Genomic DNA, 17,385 nt, shown 5'->3' on the forward strand with positions numbered 1-17,385 from the left:
TCCCGGATATGAAACAGGATGTCGTCGTCGAGACGGGACCCGACCCCGTAGACGTCCGGCTCGGCGCCCGCCTCGCCGAGCTGCGGGCCGAACGCGGCTGGTCGCTCGGGGAGTTGGCGGAGCGCAGCGGAGTGAGCAGGTCGACCCTGTCGCGGGCCGAGCGGGCGGAGACCAGCCCCACCGCCGCGCTGCTGAACCGGCTGTGCGGGGTGTACGGGCGGACCATGTCCCAGCTGCTCAGCGAGGTCGAGGCCGAGCCCGCCCCCCTCATGCGGGCCGCCGAGCAGCCGGTGTGGGAGGACCGGGCCTCCGGCTTCCTGCGGCGGTCCGTGTCACCGCCGCACACCGGGCTGCGCGGCGAACTCGTCGAGGGGCGGCTCGCCGCGGGCGCCGACATCGCCTACGACCGGCCGCCCGTACCCGGCCTCGAGCAGCACATCTGGGTCCTGGAGGGAGCGCTCGAGGTGACCGCCCAGGACGTCGAGCACCACCTCGGCACCGGCGACTGCCTGCGACTGCGGGTGTGGGGGCCGACGCGGTTCCGGTGCGCGGGGCCCGAGCCGGTGCGCTACGCCCTGGCGGTGGTGCTGCCGTGAACGTGACACGCCTGGACGCGAGCGAGGTCCTGGACCGGCTGGACGCGCTGGCCGGCCTGATGGTCGACACCGTGGACGGGGGCGCCTCGATCGGCTTCCTCGGGCCCCTCGACCACGCCGAGGCCACCGCCTGGTGGAAGGGGCGGGCCGCCGGTGTCGCCGCCGGGTCGCTCGCGATCTGGGCGGCCCACGACGGCGAGCGGGTGGTCGGCACCGTCAGCCTGGTCTTCCCCGACAAGCCGAACAGCCGCCACCGCGCCGAGCTGGTGAAGCTGATGGTGCACCGGGACGCCCGGGGCCACGGCCTCGGCCGCAGACTCCTGACGACCGCCGAGGAGGCCGCCGCCGCGGCCGACGTGACCCTCCTCCACCTGGACACCGAGACCGACAGCCCGGCGGAGCACCTCTACACGACGGCCGGCTGGACCCGGGCCGGCGTGATCCCGGACTACGCGGCCGACCCGGCCGGGGTGCTGCGGCCCACCACCCTCTACTTCAAGCAACTGGGAGCAGCCACTCCCACCAGGTGATTGTCAGTGGGAGCGGCTACGGTGCCTGCCATGCCGGATGCCGAAGACGTACGCCGTATCGCCCTGTCCCTGCCGGACACCTCGGAGAAGATCGCCTGGAGCATGCCCACGTTCCGGGTCGCGGGCAAGATGTTCGCCACGCTGCCCGAGGAGGAGACCTCCCTCGCGGTGCGCTGTCCCAAGGAGGAGCGGAACGAACTGGTGCTGGCCGAGCCGGAGAAGTTCTGGATCGCCGAGCACGAGGCGCAGTTCGCCTGGGTGCGGGCCCGGCTCGCCGCGCTGGAGGACGAGGACGAACTGCGGGACATCCTGGCCGACTCCTGGCGCCAGGCCGCCCCGCCCCGACTCCTCGACGACCACCCCGAGTTGGGCAGACCGGCCGCGGACTGAAATTCCCTCGGACGCCGTCGGCCCCCGTGGCATGATCCGGAGCCGTGAGAGCCGGGGCGGACCTGCCGGGAGGGCGTGAGAGGTGACCGGGACGTCGTCGCACGCCGAGCGCGTCGCCAGTGACCAGGGGGGAAAGCCGGCGAGCCCCACCGTCTGGTCGCGGGACTTCGCCCTGTTCTTCGGCGCGCGGGCCGTCGCCGGACTCGGCGACACCATGCTGCCCGTCGCCCTCGCCGCAGGCCTGCTCCAGCACGGGTACGGGGCGGGCGCGGTCGGCCTCGCCATGGCCGCCACGGCGGCCGCCTTCGCCGGGTTCGTCGTCTTCGGCGGGGTCATCGCGGACCGCTTCGACACCCGCAGGCTGATGATCGGCGCCGACCTGGTGCGCGTGGGCACCCAGGCCCTGGCCGCCGCGCTCTTCTTCTCCGGGCACGTGGTGCTCTGGCAGATCTGCGCCATCGGATTCACCAACGGCGTGGCCGGTGCCCTGTTCCAGCCCGGCGTCGCGAGCACGGTGCGCCGCCTCGCCACCGACGTCCAGGGCGCGAACGGCGCGATACGCGTCGCCGAGGCCTGCGCCCAGCTCGCCGGCCCCGCCTTCGCCGGTGTGCTCGTCGGCTTCGCCTCGCCCGGCGGCGTCTTCGCGACCCACGCCACCACCTACGCCGTGAGCGCCCTGTGCCTCCTCCTGCTCCGCCTGCCCCCGCGCGCCCCCGACGACGGCCGGCCCCCGCACACGACCAGCACCTTCGGGGCCGATCTGGTCGAGGGCTGGCGGGAGTTCAGATCCCGCACCTGGCTCTGGGGCGTGATCGCCATCTGGGGCCTCTACATGATCGCCGTCTCGGGCCCGACCGTCCCGCTGGTCGCCACGGAGGTGGTCCAGGAGCACGGCCCCCGCGCCTACGGCCTGGTGAACTCCGCCCTCGGCGCGGGCACGGTGATCGGCGGACTGCTCGCGCTGCGACTGCGCCCCCGCCGGATGCTCCGCGCCGGGGCGATCGCCCTGGTCGGCTTCGGGGCCTTCCCGGCGAGCGTCGGCGCCGGCCTCGGGATACCGGCCATGGCGGCCGGTGCCGCGGTCGCCGGAGTGGGCATGGCGTTCTGGAGCGTGATGTGGTCGACCAGCGTCCAGACCCAGGTCCCGGCCGACGCCCTCAACCGCATCCACGCCTACGACGTGGCGGGCTCCCTCGCCCTGATGCCCGTCGGCCAGGCCCTCGCCGGCCCCTCCGCCGCGGTCCTCGGCGCCGACCACGTGCTCCTCGTCGCCGGTGCGACCAGCCTCGTCGTCTGCGCCGCCCTGCTCTCGGTCCCCGCGATACGTGACCTCGTGCGCGCCGACGCCCGCCCCAGGACCGGCGGCCCCGAATAAACGGGTGCGCGACCACCGACCCGAGTGCGGTATTGTTTCCCTGCACGTTCGGCCGGGGGAAAGCCCAGGTCAGACGGACACCGGGACGTGGCGCAGCTTGGTAGCGCACTTGACTGGGGGTCAAGGGGTCGCAGGTTCAAATCCTGTCGTCCCGACGGTGTGAAGGGTCTTCGCAGGCAAGTGCCTGTGAGGGCCCTTTCTCGTTGCATCGCTTGATCGCGTTGTCAGTGCTCCCTGCCATCATCCCGCCATGCTCTACGACACCTTGGTGGCCGAGGCCCGCAGGAACGACCCGTTCGACGACGTGCGGGCGGGCGCGCTCGCCCGTGCGCGGTGGCTCGTCGATCTTCTGGAACGGCAGCGAGCCGAGTTCGGAGCGGGTCTGCACGGTCCGTACACGCCCGATCAGCCCGGTACGCGGTACGCGGGGATACAAGCCGAGATCGACGCGGGCCTCGCCGCCTGCGGGGACGAGGAGGGCCGGGCCGCGGTCCTGAGCCTGCTGCTGGCCGCGACCTTCGGCGACACCCTGTGGGAGTACGACTCCGAGATCGGTTCCCTGGTCGGGCGGGTGCGCGGGTGGACGCCCGCCGAGGTCGCGGTGATGCTGCTGCGCTCCGCCGAGTACGACATGGGCTTCTGGTTCGCCAACGCGCTCGGGTCCGCCCTGACCGCCGCAGAGGGGCTGGACGACGAGGGCCTCCGTACGATCGCGCCGTGGCTGCGGTGGGCGCACACGGAGCTCCTGGACACGGAGATCGGATCGGGAGCCTCCTCCCTCGCCCGCCGGCTCCGCGCCCTGCTGGCGCTCGTGGACGGTGCGGAGATCCCCGACGGACTCCTCCCCGAGCAGGCGCCGTGGGCCGCTCCGCTCCGCGCTCGGGCGGTCGCCGCCCCCAGCGCCGAACTGGCCGGACTCATACGTCACTTGACCGACTTGACGGCGCCGCGTCCCACACAGCGCTGGCGCCGGACGTGTCTGGCGGCCGTCGAAGCGGCCTCGGCGCGGGACCTCGTCGCCGAGACATTGAGGGCACTGGCGAAGGGCGAGCCGCTGTGCAGCAGGGAGCACGGACGGCAGACCGCCTGGGAGTACGGCGACCACCACTACCACTACGTCGTCCACCAGAACGACGGCGACCTCGCGCGCGGCACGGTCTGGGCCGCCGCCCTGACAGACGGCCCGGCCGCGGTGCCGTACCTCGACGCCCTGGCGCTGCGCACCGGCGCCGCCCGGCCGACCGGCGTGGCCGAGGACCTCAAGCTCGCGGGCGCCGCGATCAACGCGCTGGCCGAGATCGACGATCCGGCTGCCCTGGAGTCCCTGTGGCGGCTCCGGTCCCGGATCAGGCACCGGGGTCTGCGCAAGCAGCTCGACACCGCACTCACGGCGGCGGCCGGGCGGCAGGGCATCACCCCGGAACAGCTCGTCGAGCGCAGCGTGCCCGACCACGGTCTGGCGGCGGACGGCTCGCTGGAACGCGAGGTGGGCGGCCACCGGGTCCGGGTGGAGATCGAGGACGCGACGACCGTACGGATCGGCTTCACCGCCCCCGACGGGCGGACGTCCCGCACGGCGCCCGCCGCACTGAAGAACGGGTTCCCGGAGGAGCTCAAGGAGCTGAAGGACCTGGTCAGGGAGGTGCGCGGCACGCTGGCGGGGGAGCGGGGCCGGATCGAGGCGCTGATGTCGGCGGCGCGGGAATGGCCGTACGCCGAATGGTGTCGCCAGTACCGCGACCACCCGGTCACCGGTGTGCTCGTGCGGGGCCTGATCTGGGAGTTCCAGGGCGCTGACGGGGAGTGGCGCGCCATGGCACCGGCCGCTCGGCCGGACGGGCGGCCTGAGCGGGTGCGGCTGTGGCACCCCATCCGGGCTTCGGTGGACGAGACCGGGGCGTGGCGGGAGTGGATCGTCGGCGAGCGGCTGCGGCAGCCGTTCAAGCAGGCCTTCCGGGAGCTCTATCTGCTCACTCCGGCCGAGGAGGAGACCGGCGTCTACTCCAACCGGTTCGCCGCCCATATCGTCCACTACCGGCAGCTTTACGCGCTGTTCAAGGAGCGCGGCTGGCAGAGCAACTTCCTGGGCCACTACGACGGCGGCCGGTACGGGGAGGCCCGGGCCGAGTTCGCCGACGGCCGGTGGCGGGTCTGCTTCCACCACGAACCCGCGGACGACGGGGGTCACGACATCGAGCGCGCCGCCACCGACCAGGTGCGCTTCGAACGAAGAGACGGCCGGCGCTGGCGCGAGACTCCGCTCGCCGACGTGGAGCCGCTGGTGTTCAGCGAGGCGATGCGCGACGTCGATCTGTTCGTGGGCGTCACCTCGATCGCGGCGGACCCCGAGTGGAGCGACCGGGGCGAGAGCCGTCACGCCGCCTACTGGCGGAGAGCCGGCTTCGGCGACCTGACGGCGAGCGCCGAGGTCCGCCGCGAGGCACTGGAACGGATCCTGCCGCGCCTGAAGATCGCCGACCGGTGCTCGATCGCCGGCCGTTGGCTGAGCGTGCGCGGCGATCTGCGGACGTACCGGATCCACCTAGGCTCGGCGAACATCCTGATGGAGCCGGACGACTCCTATCTGTGCATCGTCCCGGCGCGCCGCGGGACCGAGGGCAAGGTGTTCCTGCCGTTCGAGGACGACCGGCTGTCGCTGATCCTGAGCAAGGCGCAGCTTCTCGCCGCCGACACGAAGATCAGCGACGAGACGATCCTGCGGCAGATCAAGAGGGACGGCTGAGGACCGCTACGCGCGGGCCTTCCGACGCCGTACCACCAGCACGGCACCGGTTCCGACAGCGACGGCCGCGGCCGCCGCGCCCGCGAGGGGCAGCGTCGAGGAGGAGCCGGTGCTCGCCAGGTCGCCGTCGGGGGTGGAGGAGCCGCCCGTGGTGGAACCGCCGGTGGACGACGTGGAGCCGCCACCGTCGGTGGGGTCAGCGCTCGGGGTGGCCGTGGAGCCCCCGCCGCCCGTGGACCCGCCGCCGTTCGCGGTGCCGCCTCCGCCCGTCGAACCGCCGCCGCTGCCGGCGACGTCGAGGAGGATGGCGGCGGTGTCGTTCGCCGTGTTCTCGTCGAACGGCCTGGGCTCACCGGCCAGCTTCACCGAGCCCTCGGCTCCGGCCACCGCCTTGTCGATCCGCAGCTTGAAGGTGTAGGTCTCGCCGTCGCCCGAGTCGACCCAGGCCTGGCTGGTGCCGCACTCGTAGGTACGAGCCGCGATCTTGTCGCAGAATCCGTGGGCCTTGGTCACGGTCGTCCCGGCGGGCATCTTGACGACGACCTTGGTCGCCCCGGTACCCGACTCCCGACGCACCCACGCGGGTCCGGCGTTGGTGAACTTCACCTCGAAGGCCAGGGTTTCGCCGACCTTGCCCTTCAACTTCGCACCGGACACCTGGAAGTCGGCCGTGTTGACGGCGCTCACCGGCACATCGGCGGCGTCCCAGCCCTCGTGCTCTCCCGAGCCCGGGGCGGCCGGGGTGGCGTCGGGCCGCTCGACGAGTTTCACGGCGGGCCCGGTCCCGGGCACCGGCCCCTCGTCGACGCCCTCCGTGGGCGCGGGGTCGTCCACGGAGACGACGGCGCGCAGTTCATCGGTGTAGGCCTTGCCGAGGGCCTTGAACTGCATCGACTTCTCGGGCGCGTAGACGACCCCGGGCTCCACGGCCTGGTCGAACTCGCAGACCGCGTACGAGTAGCTGGGCGCCTCGTCGAAGGAACCGACCTCGTAGCGCGCGCAGTTGGCGGGCAGCTCGGTGTGGCTCAGCCCCTGGGTGAGGGAGTACGACAGCCATACCTTGTCGAGCGCCTCGGTGCCCGTGTTCGTGAAGGAGACCGGTACGTCGAAGGCACTGCCCGGCTTCAGCCCCGTCACGGGAGCGATCTCGCCCAGTACCAGTTCGGGCGTCGATTCGTCGGCGAGGGCGGGCGTGGCACCCAGCGCCAGCAGCGCGACGGCGCCGAGCGCACCGGTGGTCTGTCGGAGCGTACGAGAGCCGGGAACGGCCTGGAACATGCGGGTCCCTTTGCGTGAATCGACGGTGTCGGTCGGTCGAACTGCGGGGAACGCGAGTTCCCGGGAGTGAGACGTCAGCGCTCGCCGAATGGTTGTACTCCCCAGGGATCCGTGAGGTATCGGTTCGCCCGGGTGACACGATCGGTCACGCGTGGCGCGCGTCCGGCACTGTCGACCCGTCGGCATCCGCCACCGCTGGAGTACGCCATGCCCCGAGCGGAGGCCCGAGTCGCCACCGACCGCCCCCACCGCTACGCCGAACAGCTCGCCTCCCACCTGGGCCGCCGCAGCGAGACGAGCTGGTCGTCGAATGGCGGCGGGACACGGGCGAGCCGGGCACGACCCAGCGCAACGCCGAACAGGGCCGGCCGGTCAGACCGCGCAGCCCAGGTGTGCCAGCGCCTGCTTCAGCAGCACCCCGTGCCCGCCGGGCATCTCGCTCTGCACCGCCTCCGACACGGCGTCCTGGGGGCTGAACCAGACCAGGTCGAGAGCGTCCTGCCGGGGGCGGCAGTCGCCGGTCACCGGGACGACGTAGGCCAGCGACACCGCGTGCTGACGGGGGTCGTGGTACGGCGTGATGCCCTGTGTCGGGAAGTACTCGGCCACCGTGAAGGGCTGCGGGGCCGCCGGGATGCGGGGCAGCGCCACCGGACCGAGGTCCTTCTCCAGGTTCCGCATGAGGGCGTCGCGGACGCGCTCGTGGTGCAGAACACGGCCGGAGACCAGCGTCCGGCTGACCGTCCCGCCGGAGCCGATCCGCAGCAGCAGGCCGACGCTGGTGACTTCGCCGCAGTCGTCGACGCGCACGGGCACCGCCTCGACGTACAGGATCGGCATACGGGCGCGCGCCTGCTCGAGGTCGTCCGTAGTCAGCCAGCCGGGCGTGGTTTCGGTCATGTCAGACATTGCTTGATCATACTTTCAGGAGGAGCCGGAAAGGCGGTAGACCTGATGGGCATTGTGTGCTCCCGCCCACTCTGCGAGCCGCAGCGCGTCGGACAGGCTCAGCTCGTCGTCGTCCACCCGGTCCTGGAGCAGCTCGCCCAGGCCCTTGCGGAAGGACAGCGCGCCGAGCGCGTAGAACTCGGACAGACCGTACGCGTCGGAGCTGTACAGCAGTTTGCGGAACGGTGTGATCTCCAGCGCCTCCTCCAGTACCGCCCGTGCCCGTGCCGGGCCGACGTGGTGCAAGGTCAGGCCCACGTCGAGGTACACCTGCTCGAAGACCGCCGCCAGATAGCCGGCCTGCCGCTGATACGGCCAGCAGTGCAGCAGCAGTACCGGGATCGTACCGGCGGTCAGATGCAGCCAGTCCGTGAGGTGCGTGGGGTCGACCCGGTGCAGCCGGATGTCGTTGTCGCCGAACCCCGTGTGCAGCTGGAGCGGGAGGCCCAGGTCGACCGCCGTCCAGAGCAGGTTCCGGACGAGGACCGGGTCCTCCAGCCGGCCGCCCGCCGCGAGCCGGTACCGCGCCGCCCGCTCGACCTCCGCCGCCGACGGACGCGCCGGATCCAGGTCGAAGCCCGTCCGGTAGGCCGCCACGGACTTCACCGCCACCACGCCCGGCCGCCCCACCGCCTTCCGCGCGGCTGACAGGAAGGTCCGCGCGTATGCGTCGGGCTCCACGCCCCCGGCCGCCATCGCCTCCTCGACGCTCTCCAGCCGGACGACCTCGTGCACGTCGTCCGCGGCGAGCTCGGTCGGACCGAAACCGGTGTCCACGCAGTACGTGCCGGTGCCCGCGGCGGCCAGGAAGCGGCGGTTCACCTCCCGCCAGCCCAGCTCCGTCCGCCGCGCCAGGTACTCCCGCGGCGGGGCGTGCCGGTCCAGGTCCAGCAGTGGCGCGCAGTGGCGGCGTACGGCCACGCCCACCGGGGTGTCGAAGGGCGAACTGCCCGGCCAGCGGTCGCCCTCGGTCAGCAGCGACTCGAAGCCGGGCCGGTCCAGGTCGGCGGTCACGACACCGTGGCAGTGGTGGTCGACCAGGCTCACGGCGGCGAGCGCCTCGTGGACCGCGCCCATGTCAGTACTTCCAGCGGTACGCCGCCGCGACCTGCTCGTCGTCCAGCCCGGCCACGGCCGCGATCTCGCCTTCCCGTACGGCGATCACGGCGTCGGCGAGAACCGTGCCCAGGGCGCCGCGCAGCGTCTTGTCCCCGCGGAACTCCACCACCGCCTCCGCCAGCGACGCGGGCAGCCGGCGTACGCCGCGGGCCGTTGCGGCGCCGGCTTCGAGGCGGGCCGGGTCGCCGGTGATCTCCTCGGGGAGGGCCGCAGACGAGGTGATGCCGTCCAGGCCCGCTGCGATCACACTCCCCAGCGCCAGATACGGGTTGGCGGCCAGGTCGACCGGCTTGACCTCCAGATTGGCCGCCTGGTCGCGCAGGCCGAGGGTGCCCGTGACGACGCGCAGCGCCGCCTCGCGGGTCTCACGGCCCCAGGCAGTGAACACCCCTGCCCACTGGGAGGGTTTGAGACGCAGATAGCTGGCCGGGCTGGGAGCGGTGACGGCCGTGAGGGCGGGGAGGTGGGCCAGTACCCCGGCCGCGAAGGACTCCGCCTGTGCCGTCATGCCGTAGCGGCCGTCGCCGCCCGCGTGGAGGTTCGTGCCGTCGCGCCAGGCGGAGAGATGGAGATGGCCGCCGTTGCCGACGCCCTCAGCGTGGACCGCCGGGGCGAACGAGACCACGAACCCGTGGCGCGCGGCCACCGCCCGGATCGTCTGCCGCACCAGCACGCTCCGGTCGGCCGCCGCCACCGGGTCCAGGGCGCCCACCGAGACCTCGAACTGCCCGGCCGCGTACTCGGGATGGAGCTGTTCGACGTCGACGCCCTGTGCCGCGAACGCGGCCAGCAGGTCGGCGGTGCAGTCGCTGACCTCGACCTGGCGGATCGCGCCGTAGGCCGGTCCCGACAGGGCCGGGACGAAGTCCCCCTCGGCCGACGGGCCTTGGCCGATCGCCCACTCGACCTCGACGGCCGCCTTGAAGGTGATCCCGTGCCGCTGCTCCGCGTCCGCGACGAGCCGGCGCAGGAAGGTGCGGGTGCAGCCCGGGTGCCGCTCGCCCTCCTGGGTGACGCGATCGACCGGCGCCCAGGCCCAGCCGGGCTGCCCGGCCAGGACCACGAGCCGGTCCAGGTCGGGGTAGAGGCGCAGGTCGCCGTCCGGGGAGCCGAGGACGTCGGTGCTGACGATGGAGTCGTTCGCCAGGAAGGTGTCGAAGACCGGCGACATACCGACGCCCCAGGCGGCGGCCGAGGCCAGCTTGGCCGCCGGGACCGTCTTCACCCGGCCGACGCCCGCGGTGTCGACGTAGGACAGCACGACGCCGTGCACGCCCCTCTCGGCCAGTTCGTCGCTCAGGGCGGTGGCACGGTCGACGTCACCGGGACGTCCGCCGGGGACCGGGTCGGCGGGGTCGGAAAGGGGTGTCATACGTCCTCCACGACGGGCTGGGCCTGCGTGTCAGGGTTTCACGGCCACCGCGCCGAACTGCGGTACCACGCCCGGGGAGTCGGACTCGGCGCGCCACTGCGAGCACGACACCAGACCCGGCTCCAGGAAGTCCAGTCCGTCGAAGAACGCGGCGATGTCGGTGCCGCTGCGGGCGGTGATCGGCGGGGTGGCGTTCTCGTTCCAGAACTTCATGGCCGGGATCTGGCCCGCGCCGCCGAGGGCGTCGTCGAAGGTGGGGTGGGTGAGCACCAGGCAGCTGCCGGAGGGGACTTCGGCCAGCACCCTGCGGACGATGTCCCGCGCCTTGTCGTAGTCGAGCACGAAGTTGAGGATGCCCAGCATCATCACCGCGACGGGCTCGGTGAAGTCCAGGGTGTGCGCGGCGCGTTCGAGGATCGCCTCCGGCTCGTGGACGTCGGCGTCGATGTAGGCGGTGACGCCCTCGCCGGTGCTGGTGAGCAGGGTGCGGGCGTGCGCGAGGACGATGGGGTCGTTGTCGACGTAGACGATCCGCGCGTCGGGGGCGATGCGCTGGGCGATCTCGTGGGTGTTGTCCACCGTCGGCAGGCCGGTGCCGATGTCCAGGAACTGGCGTACCCCGCGCTCGGCGGCCAGGTGGCGCACGGCCCGGCCGAGGAAGTCGCGGTCGGCGCGGGCGATGGCCCGGATGATCGGGAACATCCCGGCGACATGCTCGCCGACCCGCTGGTCGACCTCGTAGTTGTCCTTGCCGCCGATCCAGTAGTTCCACACGCGCGCGTTGTGCGCGACACCGGTGTTCAGCCTCGACGGCAGGTCCGGGGTGTCACTCACGTCTCGTCCTCTCCTCGCTCCGACGACCGCGGCGCCGCAGACCGTCGCCGCCATTGTGCCGCCGGATGATCAAGCTGTCCCGGAATCGGCTCAAGTGGGCGGCGGGGAGGAGGGGTTGTCCTAGCTCAGGACGTCGTCGAGGCGCTTGGTGCCGGCGCTCACCGCGTCCTTGACGGTGTCGTCCTCGACGCCGTCCAGGCCACCGGCCGTCACCGTGATCGCGTCCGTGCCGACGCGTACGGCGGCGACGTCCAGGGTGAGGGTGGCCGGGTTGCCGCCGGACGTGCCCCGGACCGTCACCCGCAGACCCTCTCGTGCGTCGCCCTCCTCGGGCAGTGAGGTCTCGATGACCTGGACCGTGCGCTTGTCGCCCGCGGAGTCGACCGCGGTGAACTGGTCGCACTTGACCGGCAGGGACTTCAGCCAGGCCAGGGAGGCGTCGAGGCCCGGCTGCCGGTAGGCGCCCACCTGGTAGAGCAGCCGGGAGTCCTCCTCCTCGGAGCCGGTGAGCGCGGAGGCGCCGGACGGCTCGCCGAGCAACTCCTCGCTGTAGAGGCCGTCGAGGAGCTTCTGGCAGTCGGCGGCGTCCGCCTTGGCGGTGAGGAAGTCGGCCACGTCGACCTTGCCGACGAGCAGGCTGTCGCGCCAGGTCGCGGCGTCATCGACGCGCGTCCAGTCGTCCTCGAGGTCGGTCTCGGTGATGAGGGCCCGGCGGGCCCCGGCCTCGGTGAGATGAGCCGTGGCGGAGGCGCTCGGGGAGTCGGCGGCCAGCGGGGAGGCGCCGATGGCCGAGGCGCCGGCGTCCTTGTCGTCGTCCGAGCAGGCCGCACAGGTCAGCAGCACGGTCGCTGCCAGGGCCGGGGCGAGGACGCGGACGGGCCGGGACGGACGACGGGTCATCGCGGATGCCTCCTGGGGGCGTGGGAGTGCCCCCAGCACATCACCGGCCCGCGCGGCTCACCAGCTCAGTCGGACTGTTCGGGTGAACGGTGGGGGAGATGAAGGCGGTGCTTGTGGCGGGTACGGGGTTCGTGTTTTGCGCGCCGGGCGCGTTCGGCCTGCCCGGTCTCCAGGACGCGCACCCTGCGGCTGCCGCACGTGGGGCAGACCGCGTCGGCGAGGGGCGACCTGATGGCCTTGCCCGCCTCGTCGACGTACTCCTGGGTGGTCAGGCCCGAGGCGTCCAGCGGGTCGGTGAAGAACATGACCTGGAAGGTGGCCTCCCAGGTGTGGCCGCAGTCTCCGCAGGCGAACGCGAAGGTCTCCGGCACCGATCGGGGTTCCGGCGGCATGGGTCCTCCGTTGCGTGGGGTGCGTCGGCCCCAGCAGATGACGGCGGGCGGCACACGGCAACTCGAACGAGCCGCCCGGCATGCCCGCCCGCGCACCGCCGCCGACACTGACTCCAAGCGCCCGCACCCGAAGGAGTCGCCATGCTGCCCGGATTCCTGACCAGGGCCGTCGAGTTGCTGCTGGCCCGGGACGGGCGCTCGCTGCATCTGAAGGCGGCGGGCGGTGCCACGGCCGTTCTCGCGGTGGTGATGCTGCTCGGTTCGTGGGCGGTGGTGGCCGCCGAGGACGGGGCGCGGGGCGCCAATCTGACGTCGTACCCGAAGGCGCTGTGGTGGTCGATCGAGACGGCCACGACCGTCGGTTACGGCGACTTCTACCCGGTGACGCCGTGGGGCCGGGTCGTCGGCTCGGTGGTGATGGTCGTCGGCATCACCACGTACGGCATGGTCACCGCGGCCCTGGCCACCTGGTTCGTCGGCCGGGAGCAGAAGCGCCGCCACCGGCTGGGCCACGAGACGGTCCAGGCCCTGCACGAACGGTTCGACCGGCTGGAGCAGTTGGTGACCGGGAAGGGCGAACGACACTGATCGCTACCGGTCAGTACCCCGGCACTTGACGCCCGTCACCCCTCGGGTAGGGTCCCGTGCGGTCTGTCATGGCCGGGCGCCGAAGGGGGGCGACAGCACGATGGAGTTCCATGTGGTCGACGAGGAGGAGTCCACGTCGGACGGGGCACGGCTGGAGGACCTGGCTCCCGAACCCCTGCTGACCCGGGACTACGAGACGCGCCCCGCGCTCGTCTACGAGCGGCTGCGTGAGCGCCACGGTCCCGTCGCGCCGGTCGACCTGCTGGGCGTGCCCGCCTGGCTCGTGCTCGGCTACCGCGAGTCGCTCCAGGTGCTCCAGGACGACGCCGGCTGGCCGAAGGGCCTGGAGAACTGGCGGGCCCGCACCGAGGGCCGGGTGCCCGCCGACTGGCCGCTCGGCCCCTCCCTCGAGGTCAACCACGTGCTGATCCAGGGCGGTCCCGGCTACCCCCGGCTCCGCGGCGCCTGGGACACCGCCCTGCGGCCCTTCCAGGACCCGCGCCATCCGCAGGCCAAGCGGCTCAAGGCCGCCGTCACGGGCTACGCCGACGAGCTGATCGGTCTGCTCGCGCAGGGCGGCCGTACGGGGCACGCCGACCTGTCGGCGCAGTTCTCCCGCCCGCTGCCGCTGATGGCGGCGAGCCACCTCCTCGGTTTCCCCGGCTCGCAGGGCGACGACGCCCTGATGGACATGTGGCGGGTGCTGGACGCCGGCCCGGACGCCGAACCCGCCCTGGCGCGACTGCTGGTGACGCTCTCGGAGCTGGCCGCCGCGAAGCGGGAGAAGCCCGGCGACGACTTCCCCTCGCATCTGCTCGCCGCCCACCCGGACCTCACGGTCGACGAACTGGCCCGCGAACTGTTCATGCTGCTCGGCATGACTTCCGACCACGTCGGCATCCTCATCTCCAACACCGTCGTCGAGGTGATCTCCGGTGAGGGCGACGGCGGGGTGCGCCAGACGCTGTCCGCCGGCATGGTCCGGGAGACCATGAACCGGGTGGTCATGCGCAAGCCGCCGCTGGTCAACTTCGTGCCGAGGTTCGCGGCCGCGGACACCCCGCTTGGCGACTACACCATCCGCGCCGGCGACCCCGTGTGGGTCTCCTCCGCCGCCGCGCACGCCGACCCGCTGTTCGCCGGGCAGATGACACCGGGCTCCTCCAGCATCAGCAGCCGGGCGCATCTGGCGTGGGGCGCCGGGCCCCGTCAGTGCCCGGCCCGGGAGCTTGCGTCGACGATCGCGGCGGCCGGGGTGGGCCGCATCGTGGAACGGTTCGGTCATCTGGAGCTCGCCCTGCCGGTGGACCAACTGCCGTGGCGTTCCTCGCCGTTCATGCGGGGGCTGCGGTCCCTGCCGGTGCGCTACGAGCTGTCCGGCACCTTCGTGCCGGAGCCCGTCCCGGCCGAGGCGCCCGCCGACGGCGTAGCGGAGGCACAGGACCCGGCCGTCAAGCGGCGGTCGTCGCTGTGGCGGTATCTGACGGGGCTCATCCGGTCGGGAGACTAGGTACCGGGCGTGACCTGCCCGTGCTGCCAGGCCCACGCGGCGATCTCCACGCGGTTCCGTGCCCGCAGTTTCAGCTGCACGCTGGACAGGTGCGTCTTGACCGTGGACAGGGAGACGTACAGCTCGGCGGCGATCTCGGCGTTGGTGCGGCCGAGGGCGACCAGCCGGACCACGTCGAGTTCGCGGTCCGTGAGCGGCTCGGTCACGGGTGCGCGGCGGGTGGGGGCGGCCGACTGCGGGGCGTCCGTCACATGCTTCAGCAGGCGGACGGTGACCGAGGGGGAGACCAGCGAGTCGCCGGCCGCGGCGGCCCGGACCGCCTCCGCGAGGAGCGCGGGACCGGAGTCCTTGAGGAGGAAGCCGCAGGCGCCGCCGCGCAGCGCGCCGTACACGTACTCGTCGAGGTCGAAGGTGGTGACCACGACCACCCGCAGCGGATCGGCGACGTCCGGTCCGGCCAGCAGCCGGGTGGCCGCCAGACCGTCCAGCCTCGGCATCCGGATGTCCAGCAGACACACGTCCGGACGCAGTTCACGGGCCAGTGCCACGGCCTCCTCGCCGTCGGCGGCCTCGGCGACGACGGTCATGTCGGGCTGTGCGTTGAGGAAGAAGCGGAAGCCGCTGCGGACCATGTCCTGGTCGTCGGCGATGAGCACCCGGATGGGGCTGCCGGGGGCGCCGGCCGGGCTGGGGGCGGTCATGGCTCGATCATGCCTCACGGATGCGGGTGGCCGGTCGGCCCGCCGCTGTCGTGGCGGCGGGCCGTGCGCGGAGGGTCGGTTCAGTCCGCGGTCTGCGCCGGATCGGCCGTCACCCTCCGCAGCAGCGGACGGCTGGCACTGATCGCGGCGAACATCGCCAGCGCGCCCAGCACCGCGCAGGCGGCCAGTCGCAGGAGGCCGGTGGTGTCGATCGTGGTGCCGAACGCCTGGTTGAGCTTGCCGGCGCCGTACATGCCCATCGCGGTGGTGCCGCCCGCCAGGACCACCAGCGGGACGACCGTCTCGCGGACCCGGGCCCGGTCCAGCACCTCGAGCGGGGTGCCGGCCAGCCGGAGCAGGCCGTACACGCGCCGCCGGTCGAGGACGTTCGCGGCGGCGGTCAGACCCGCCGAGGAGCTCGCCACGACGAAGCTCAGGGCCAAGGTCGCGATGCTGACCTGGGCGATCCGTCCGGTGGCGACGCTGTCGCCCGCGCCGGCGTAGTCGCCGGAGTACGGCGGTGTGCCCGGGGCGAGCGGGGCGAGCGCGGTGACGGCGGTGTCGACACGTTCCGTGCCGCCGGAGACATGGGCGATGACACCCGGCGCACCGCCCAGCAGGGTGTCGAAGTCGTCCTCCCGCCCGACGGTGACGGTCGCGGTGACACCGGCCCGGCGCAGGAGAGTACGGGCCTCGGCGGCGGCATGCCGGGCGGTGCCGGCGTCGGTGGTGACCACGGCGACCTGGTCCCGGTACTGCCCGGTGTCGCCGCCCAGCACGCTGATGGAGAAGAACCCGGCCGCGAACCCCGCCAGCACCAGGCCGCTGACGGTTCGCCAGGCGCCCCGCGGGTCGTCGCTGAGCCGGCGCGCGGCCAGCAGGGTCGCCGGACGGCGGGCGAAGCGGCCCAGCACCCGGCCGAGCCGGTCCACGACCCACGGGCCGAACAGCCAGAACGCACCGTAGAACAGCAGCAGAAGGGTCAGGAGCTGCCGCTTGTTCAGCTGGCCGCCACCGCCGGAGGTCGCCCAGATGTAGCCGAGGGCGCCCACGAACAGCACGAGACGGATCATCCGGGTGCGCCTCGGATCCGCCTGCTGGGCCACGCCGAGCGGCGAGGCCGCCACCTGGCGCAGCATCGACACCGCGCTGACGGTGAGGAGGGCGGTGACGCCCAGCACGACGGTCGTGAACCAGCCGGTCCCGACCCAGAGTTGACTCGTGTACCAGCCGCCGATGCCGTACGGGATCCTCGCGAGGGCGGGCAGCAGGGCCGCGTAGGCGAGCGCGCCGGTGAGGGCGCCGGCCAGGCCGACGGCCGCCGCCTCCAGGGCGGTCATCGCGATGATCTGGCGTGGCGTCGCCCCGGCCAACCGCAGGGCGGCGAGCCGCTGTTCGCGGCGGGCCGCGCCGAGCCGCCCGGCCGCGGAGGCCAGCACGACCACGGGCATCCCCAGGAGCACGACGCCGAGCATGGCCGCCGCCTGGTCGGATTCGGTGAACAGGCTCCGCCGGGTGCCGGAGAACCCGGAGATCTCGGCGCGCGCGGCCTGTCCGATGTCGTACCAGGTGGCGCCGCCCTCGGCGGCCGAGGACACCGCGGCGGCGCCGGGCGCCCGTCCCACCACGGCGACCAGCTCGTCCGGCGAGGCGAGACCGGCGGAGCCGATCGTGCCGTAGGCCGCCGGCTTCGGCAAACGGTCGGCGAGCTGGTCCGCCGGCAGCCGGTGCAGCAGGCCGGCCAGGGCGGGGGAGACGTACACCTCGCCCTGCTTCGGGAAGCCGGGCAGACCGGGCGGTGCGGGGGTCCGGGCACGGTCGGGCAGCTGGGCCAGCGACACGACCGTGACGGGCTGGTGGCGGACGTACGTCGTGGCCAGCGCCTGGACGGCCGTGCCGTGTCCGACGGCGTCGGGCGTGCGCCAGGCCGTGCGGTCGGCGCGGACGGCGGAACCGGTCGTGGCGGCGATCATCACCAGCATCACGAACACTCCGACGGCGGCGGCACCGGCCGCGAGCAGTCGGCTCTGCAGGCCGCGGCGGCCGGAGGACCGGGCCAGATGCCAGGTCAGGGGCAGGACGGGGGAGCGCATCACATCTCCGAGAGGC

Annotated in this window: 16 protein-coding genes and 1 tRNA gene; 8 read left to right on the plus strand and 9 right to left on the minus strand. The window is 73.0% G+C overall.

The annotated features are described in order from the left end of the window. The first annotated feature begins 8 nt into the window (after positions 1-8). From ACIOHP_RS25160 to ACIOHP_RS25185, 6 genes are all read left to right on the plus strand, one after another. Complete coding sequence (locus ACIOHP_RS25160; protein WP_361543140.1) at positions 9-596, plus strand: XRE family transcriptional regulator; 588 nt, start codon at positions 9-11, stop codon at positions 594-596. After that, on the plus strand, positions 593-1,126 hold the full coding sequence (locus ACIOHP_RS25165) for a GNAT family N-acetyltransferase (protein ID WP_361543134.1): 534 nt from the start codon (positions 593-595) through the stop codon (positions 1,124-1,126). The genes ACIOHP_RS25160 and ACIOHP_RS25165 overlap by 4 nt, the downstream gene beginning before the upstream one ends. A gap of 30 nt (positions 1,127-1,156) precedes the next feature. Then, a complete protein-coding gene (locus ACIOHP_RS25170; protein WP_361543131.1) occupies positions 1,157-1,516 on the plus strand; it encodes an MmcQ/YjbR family DNA-binding protein in 360 nt (119 codons plus the stop codon). 82 nt (positions 1,517-1,598) lie between these two features. Beyond that, complete coding sequence (locus ACIOHP_RS25175) at positions 1,599-2,891, plus strand: MFS transporter (RefSeq protein WP_401891036.1); 1,293 nt, start codon at positions 1,599-1,601, stop codon at positions 2,889-2,891. An 81-nt stretch (positions 2,892-2,972) separates the two neighbouring features. Then, a tRNA-Pro gene (locus ACIOHP_RS25180) sits at positions 2,973-3,046 on the plus strand. A gap of 95 nt (positions 3,047-3,141) precedes the next feature. Further along, positions 3,142-5,634 carry a DUF4132 domain-containing protein gene (locus ACIOHP_RS25185; protein WP_401891038.1) on the plus strand — a complete coding sequence of 831 codons (2,493 nt, stop codon included), beginning with the start codon at positions 3,142-3,144 and terminating at the stop codon, positions 5,632-5,634. Positions 5,635-5,640: 6 nt separating this feature from the next. On the opposite strand, the gene ACIOHP_RS25190 is transcribed toward ACIOHP_RS25185, so the two are convergent. From ACIOHP_RS25190 to ACIOHP_RS25220, 7 genes are all read right to left on the minus strand, one after another. Continuing rightward, on the minus strand, positions 5,641-6,912 hold the full coding sequence (locus ACIOHP_RS25190) for an LPXTG cell wall anchor domain-containing protein (protein ID WP_401891040.1): 1,272 nt from the start codon (positions 6,910-6,912) through the stop codon (positions 5,641-5,643). 372 nt (positions 6,913-7,284) lie between these two features. Further along, positions 7,285-7,821: an NUDIX hydrolase family protein gene (locus ACIOHP_RS25195; RefSeq protein ID WP_361543119.1), complete on the minus strand. Its 537-nt coding sequence runs from the start codon at positions 7,819-7,821 to the stop codon at positions 7,285-7,287. 15 nt (positions 7,822-7,836) lie between these two features. Then, entirely contained in the window at positions 7,837-8,937 is a 1,101-nt protein-coding gene (locus ACIOHP_RS25200) for an amidohydrolase family protein (protein ID WP_401891043.1), read from the minus strand. 1 nt (position 8,938) lies between these two features. Continuing rightward, complete coding sequence (locus ACIOHP_RS25205; RefSeq protein WP_401891045.1) at positions 8,939-10,351, minus strand: glutamine synthetase; 1,413 nt, start codon at positions 10,349-10,351, stop codon at positions 8,939-8,941. 30 nt (positions 10,352-10,381) lie between these two features. Next, complete coding sequence (locus ACIOHP_RS25210) at positions 10,382-11,239, minus strand: SAM-dependent methyltransferase (protein WP_401891048.1); 858 nt, start codon at positions 11,237-11,239, stop codon at positions 10,382-10,384. A gap of 66 nt (positions 11,240-11,305) precedes the next feature. After that, positions 11,306-12,085, minus strand: a complete 780-nt coding sequence (locus ACIOHP_RS25215; protein WP_401891050.1) for a hypothetical protein — start codon at positions 12,083-12,085, stop codon at positions 11,306-11,308. Between the two features lie 65 nt (positions 12,086-12,150). Continuing rightward, the gene (locus ACIOHP_RS25220) at positions 12,151-12,477 is read right to left on the minus strand and encodes a hypothetical protein (protein WP_401891053.1); all 327 of its coding nucleotides are present in this window, start codon (positions 12,475-12,477) and stop codon (positions 12,151-12,153) included. A 141-nt stretch (positions 12,478-12,618) separates the two neighbouring features. Between ACIOHP_RS25220 and ACIOHP_RS25225 the strand changes: the two genes are divergently transcribed. Both ACIOHP_RS25225 and ACIOHP_RS25230 read left to right on the plus strand, forming a co-directional pair. Next, positions 12,619-13,065 carry a potassium channel family protein gene (locus ACIOHP_RS25225; protein ID WP_401891056.1) on the plus strand — a complete coding sequence of 149 codons (447 nt, stop codon included), beginning with the start codon at positions 12,619-12,621 and terminating at the stop codon, positions 13,063-13,065. Between the two features lie 100 nt (positions 13,066-13,165). Continuing rightward, entirely contained in the window at positions 13,166-14,575 is a 1,410-nt protein-coding gene (locus tag ACIOHP_RS25230; RefSeq protein WP_401891058.1) for a cytochrome P450, read from the plus strand. Here the strand turns inward: ACIOHP_RS25230 and ACIOHP_RS25235 are convergent. Beyond that, positions 14,572-15,276: a response regulator gene (locus ACIOHP_RS25235; RefSeq protein WP_401891061.1), complete on the minus strand. Its 705-nt coding sequence runs from the start codon at positions 15,274-15,276 to the stop codon at positions 14,572-14,574. The genes ACIOHP_RS25230 and ACIOHP_RS25235 overlap by 4 nt on opposite strands. Before the next feature lie 80 nt (positions 15,277-15,356). Next, positions 15,357-17,369, minus strand: a complete 2,013-nt coding sequence (locus ACIOHP_RS25240; RefSeq protein WP_401891063.1) for an FtsX-like permease family protein — start codon at positions 17,367-17,369, stop codon at positions 15,357-15,359. Between the last annotated feature and the right edge of the window lie 16 nt (positions 17,370-17,385).

It is taken from the genome of Streptomyces sp. NPDC087859 (assembly GCF_044742595.1).
GTDB lineage: Bacteria > Actinomycetota > Actinomycetes > Streptomycetales > Streptomycetaceae > Streptomyces > Streptomyces canus_F.

What these genes read in the sequence shown, in the direction of transcription:
- ACIOHP_RS25160 (WP_361543140.1), top strand. Translation starts at nt 9, where the DNA reads ATGAAACAGGATGTCGTCGTCGAGACGGGACCCGACCCCGTAGACGTC.
- ACIOHP_RS25170 (WP_361543131.1), top strand. Translation starts at nt 1,157, where the DNA reads ATGCCGGATGCCGAAGACGTACGCCGTATCGCCCTGTCCCTGCCGGAC.
- ACIOHP_RS25185 (WP_401891038.1), top strand. Translation starts at nt 3,142, where the DNA reads ATGCTCTACGACACCTTGGTGGCCGAGGCCCGCAGGAACGACCCGTTC.
- ACIOHP_RS25190 (WP_401891040.1), bottom strand. Translation starts at nt 6,912, where the DNA reads ATGTTCCAGGCCGTTCCCGGCTCTCGTACGCTCCGACAGACCACCGGT.
- ACIOHP_RS25195 (WP_361543119.1), bottom strand. Translation starts at nt 7,821, where the DNA reads ATGTCTGACATGACCGAAACCACGCCCGGCTGGCTGACTACGGACGAC.
- ACIOHP_RS25200 (WP_401891043.1), bottom strand. Translation starts at nt 8,937, where the DNA reads ATGGGCGCGGTCCACGAGGCGCTCGCCGCCGTGAGCCTGGTCGACCAC.
- ACIOHP_RS25205 (WP_401891045.1), bottom strand. Translation starts at nt 10,351, where the DNA reads ATGACACCCCTTTCCGACCCCGCCGACCCGGTCCCCGGCGGACGTCCC.
- ACIOHP_RS25210 (WP_401891048.1), bottom strand. Translation starts at nt 11,239, where the DNA reads ATGGCGGCGACGGTCTGCGGCGCCGCGGTCGTCGGAGCGAGGAGAGGA.
- ACIOHP_RS25215 (WP_401891050.1), bottom strand. Translation starts at nt 12,085, where the DNA reads ATGACCCGTCGTCCGTCCCGGCCCGTCCGCGTCCTCGCCCCGGCCCTG.
- ACIOHP_RS25220 (WP_401891053.1), bottom strand. Translation starts at nt 12,477, where the DNA reads ATGCCGCCGGAACCCCGATCGGTGCCGGAGACCTTCGCGTTCGCCTGC.
- ACIOHP_RS25225 (WP_401891056.1), top strand. Translation starts at nt 12,619, where the DNA reads ATGCTGCCCGGATTCCTGACCAGGGCCGTCGAGTTGCTGCTGGCCCGG.
- ACIOHP_RS25230 (WP_401891058.1), top strand. Translation starts at nt 13,166, where the DNA reads ATGGAGTTCCATGTGGTCGACGAGGAGGAGTCCACGTCGGACGGGGCA.
- ACIOHP_RS25235 (WP_401891061.1), bottom strand. Translation starts at nt 15,276, where the DNA reads ATGACCGCCCCCAGCCCGGCCGGCGCCCCCGGCAGCCCCATCCGGGTG.
- ACIOHP_RS25240 (WP_401891063.1), bottom strand. Translation starts at nt 17,369, where the DNA reads ATGCGCTCCCCCGTCCTGCCCCTGACCTGGCATCTGGCCCGGTCCTCC.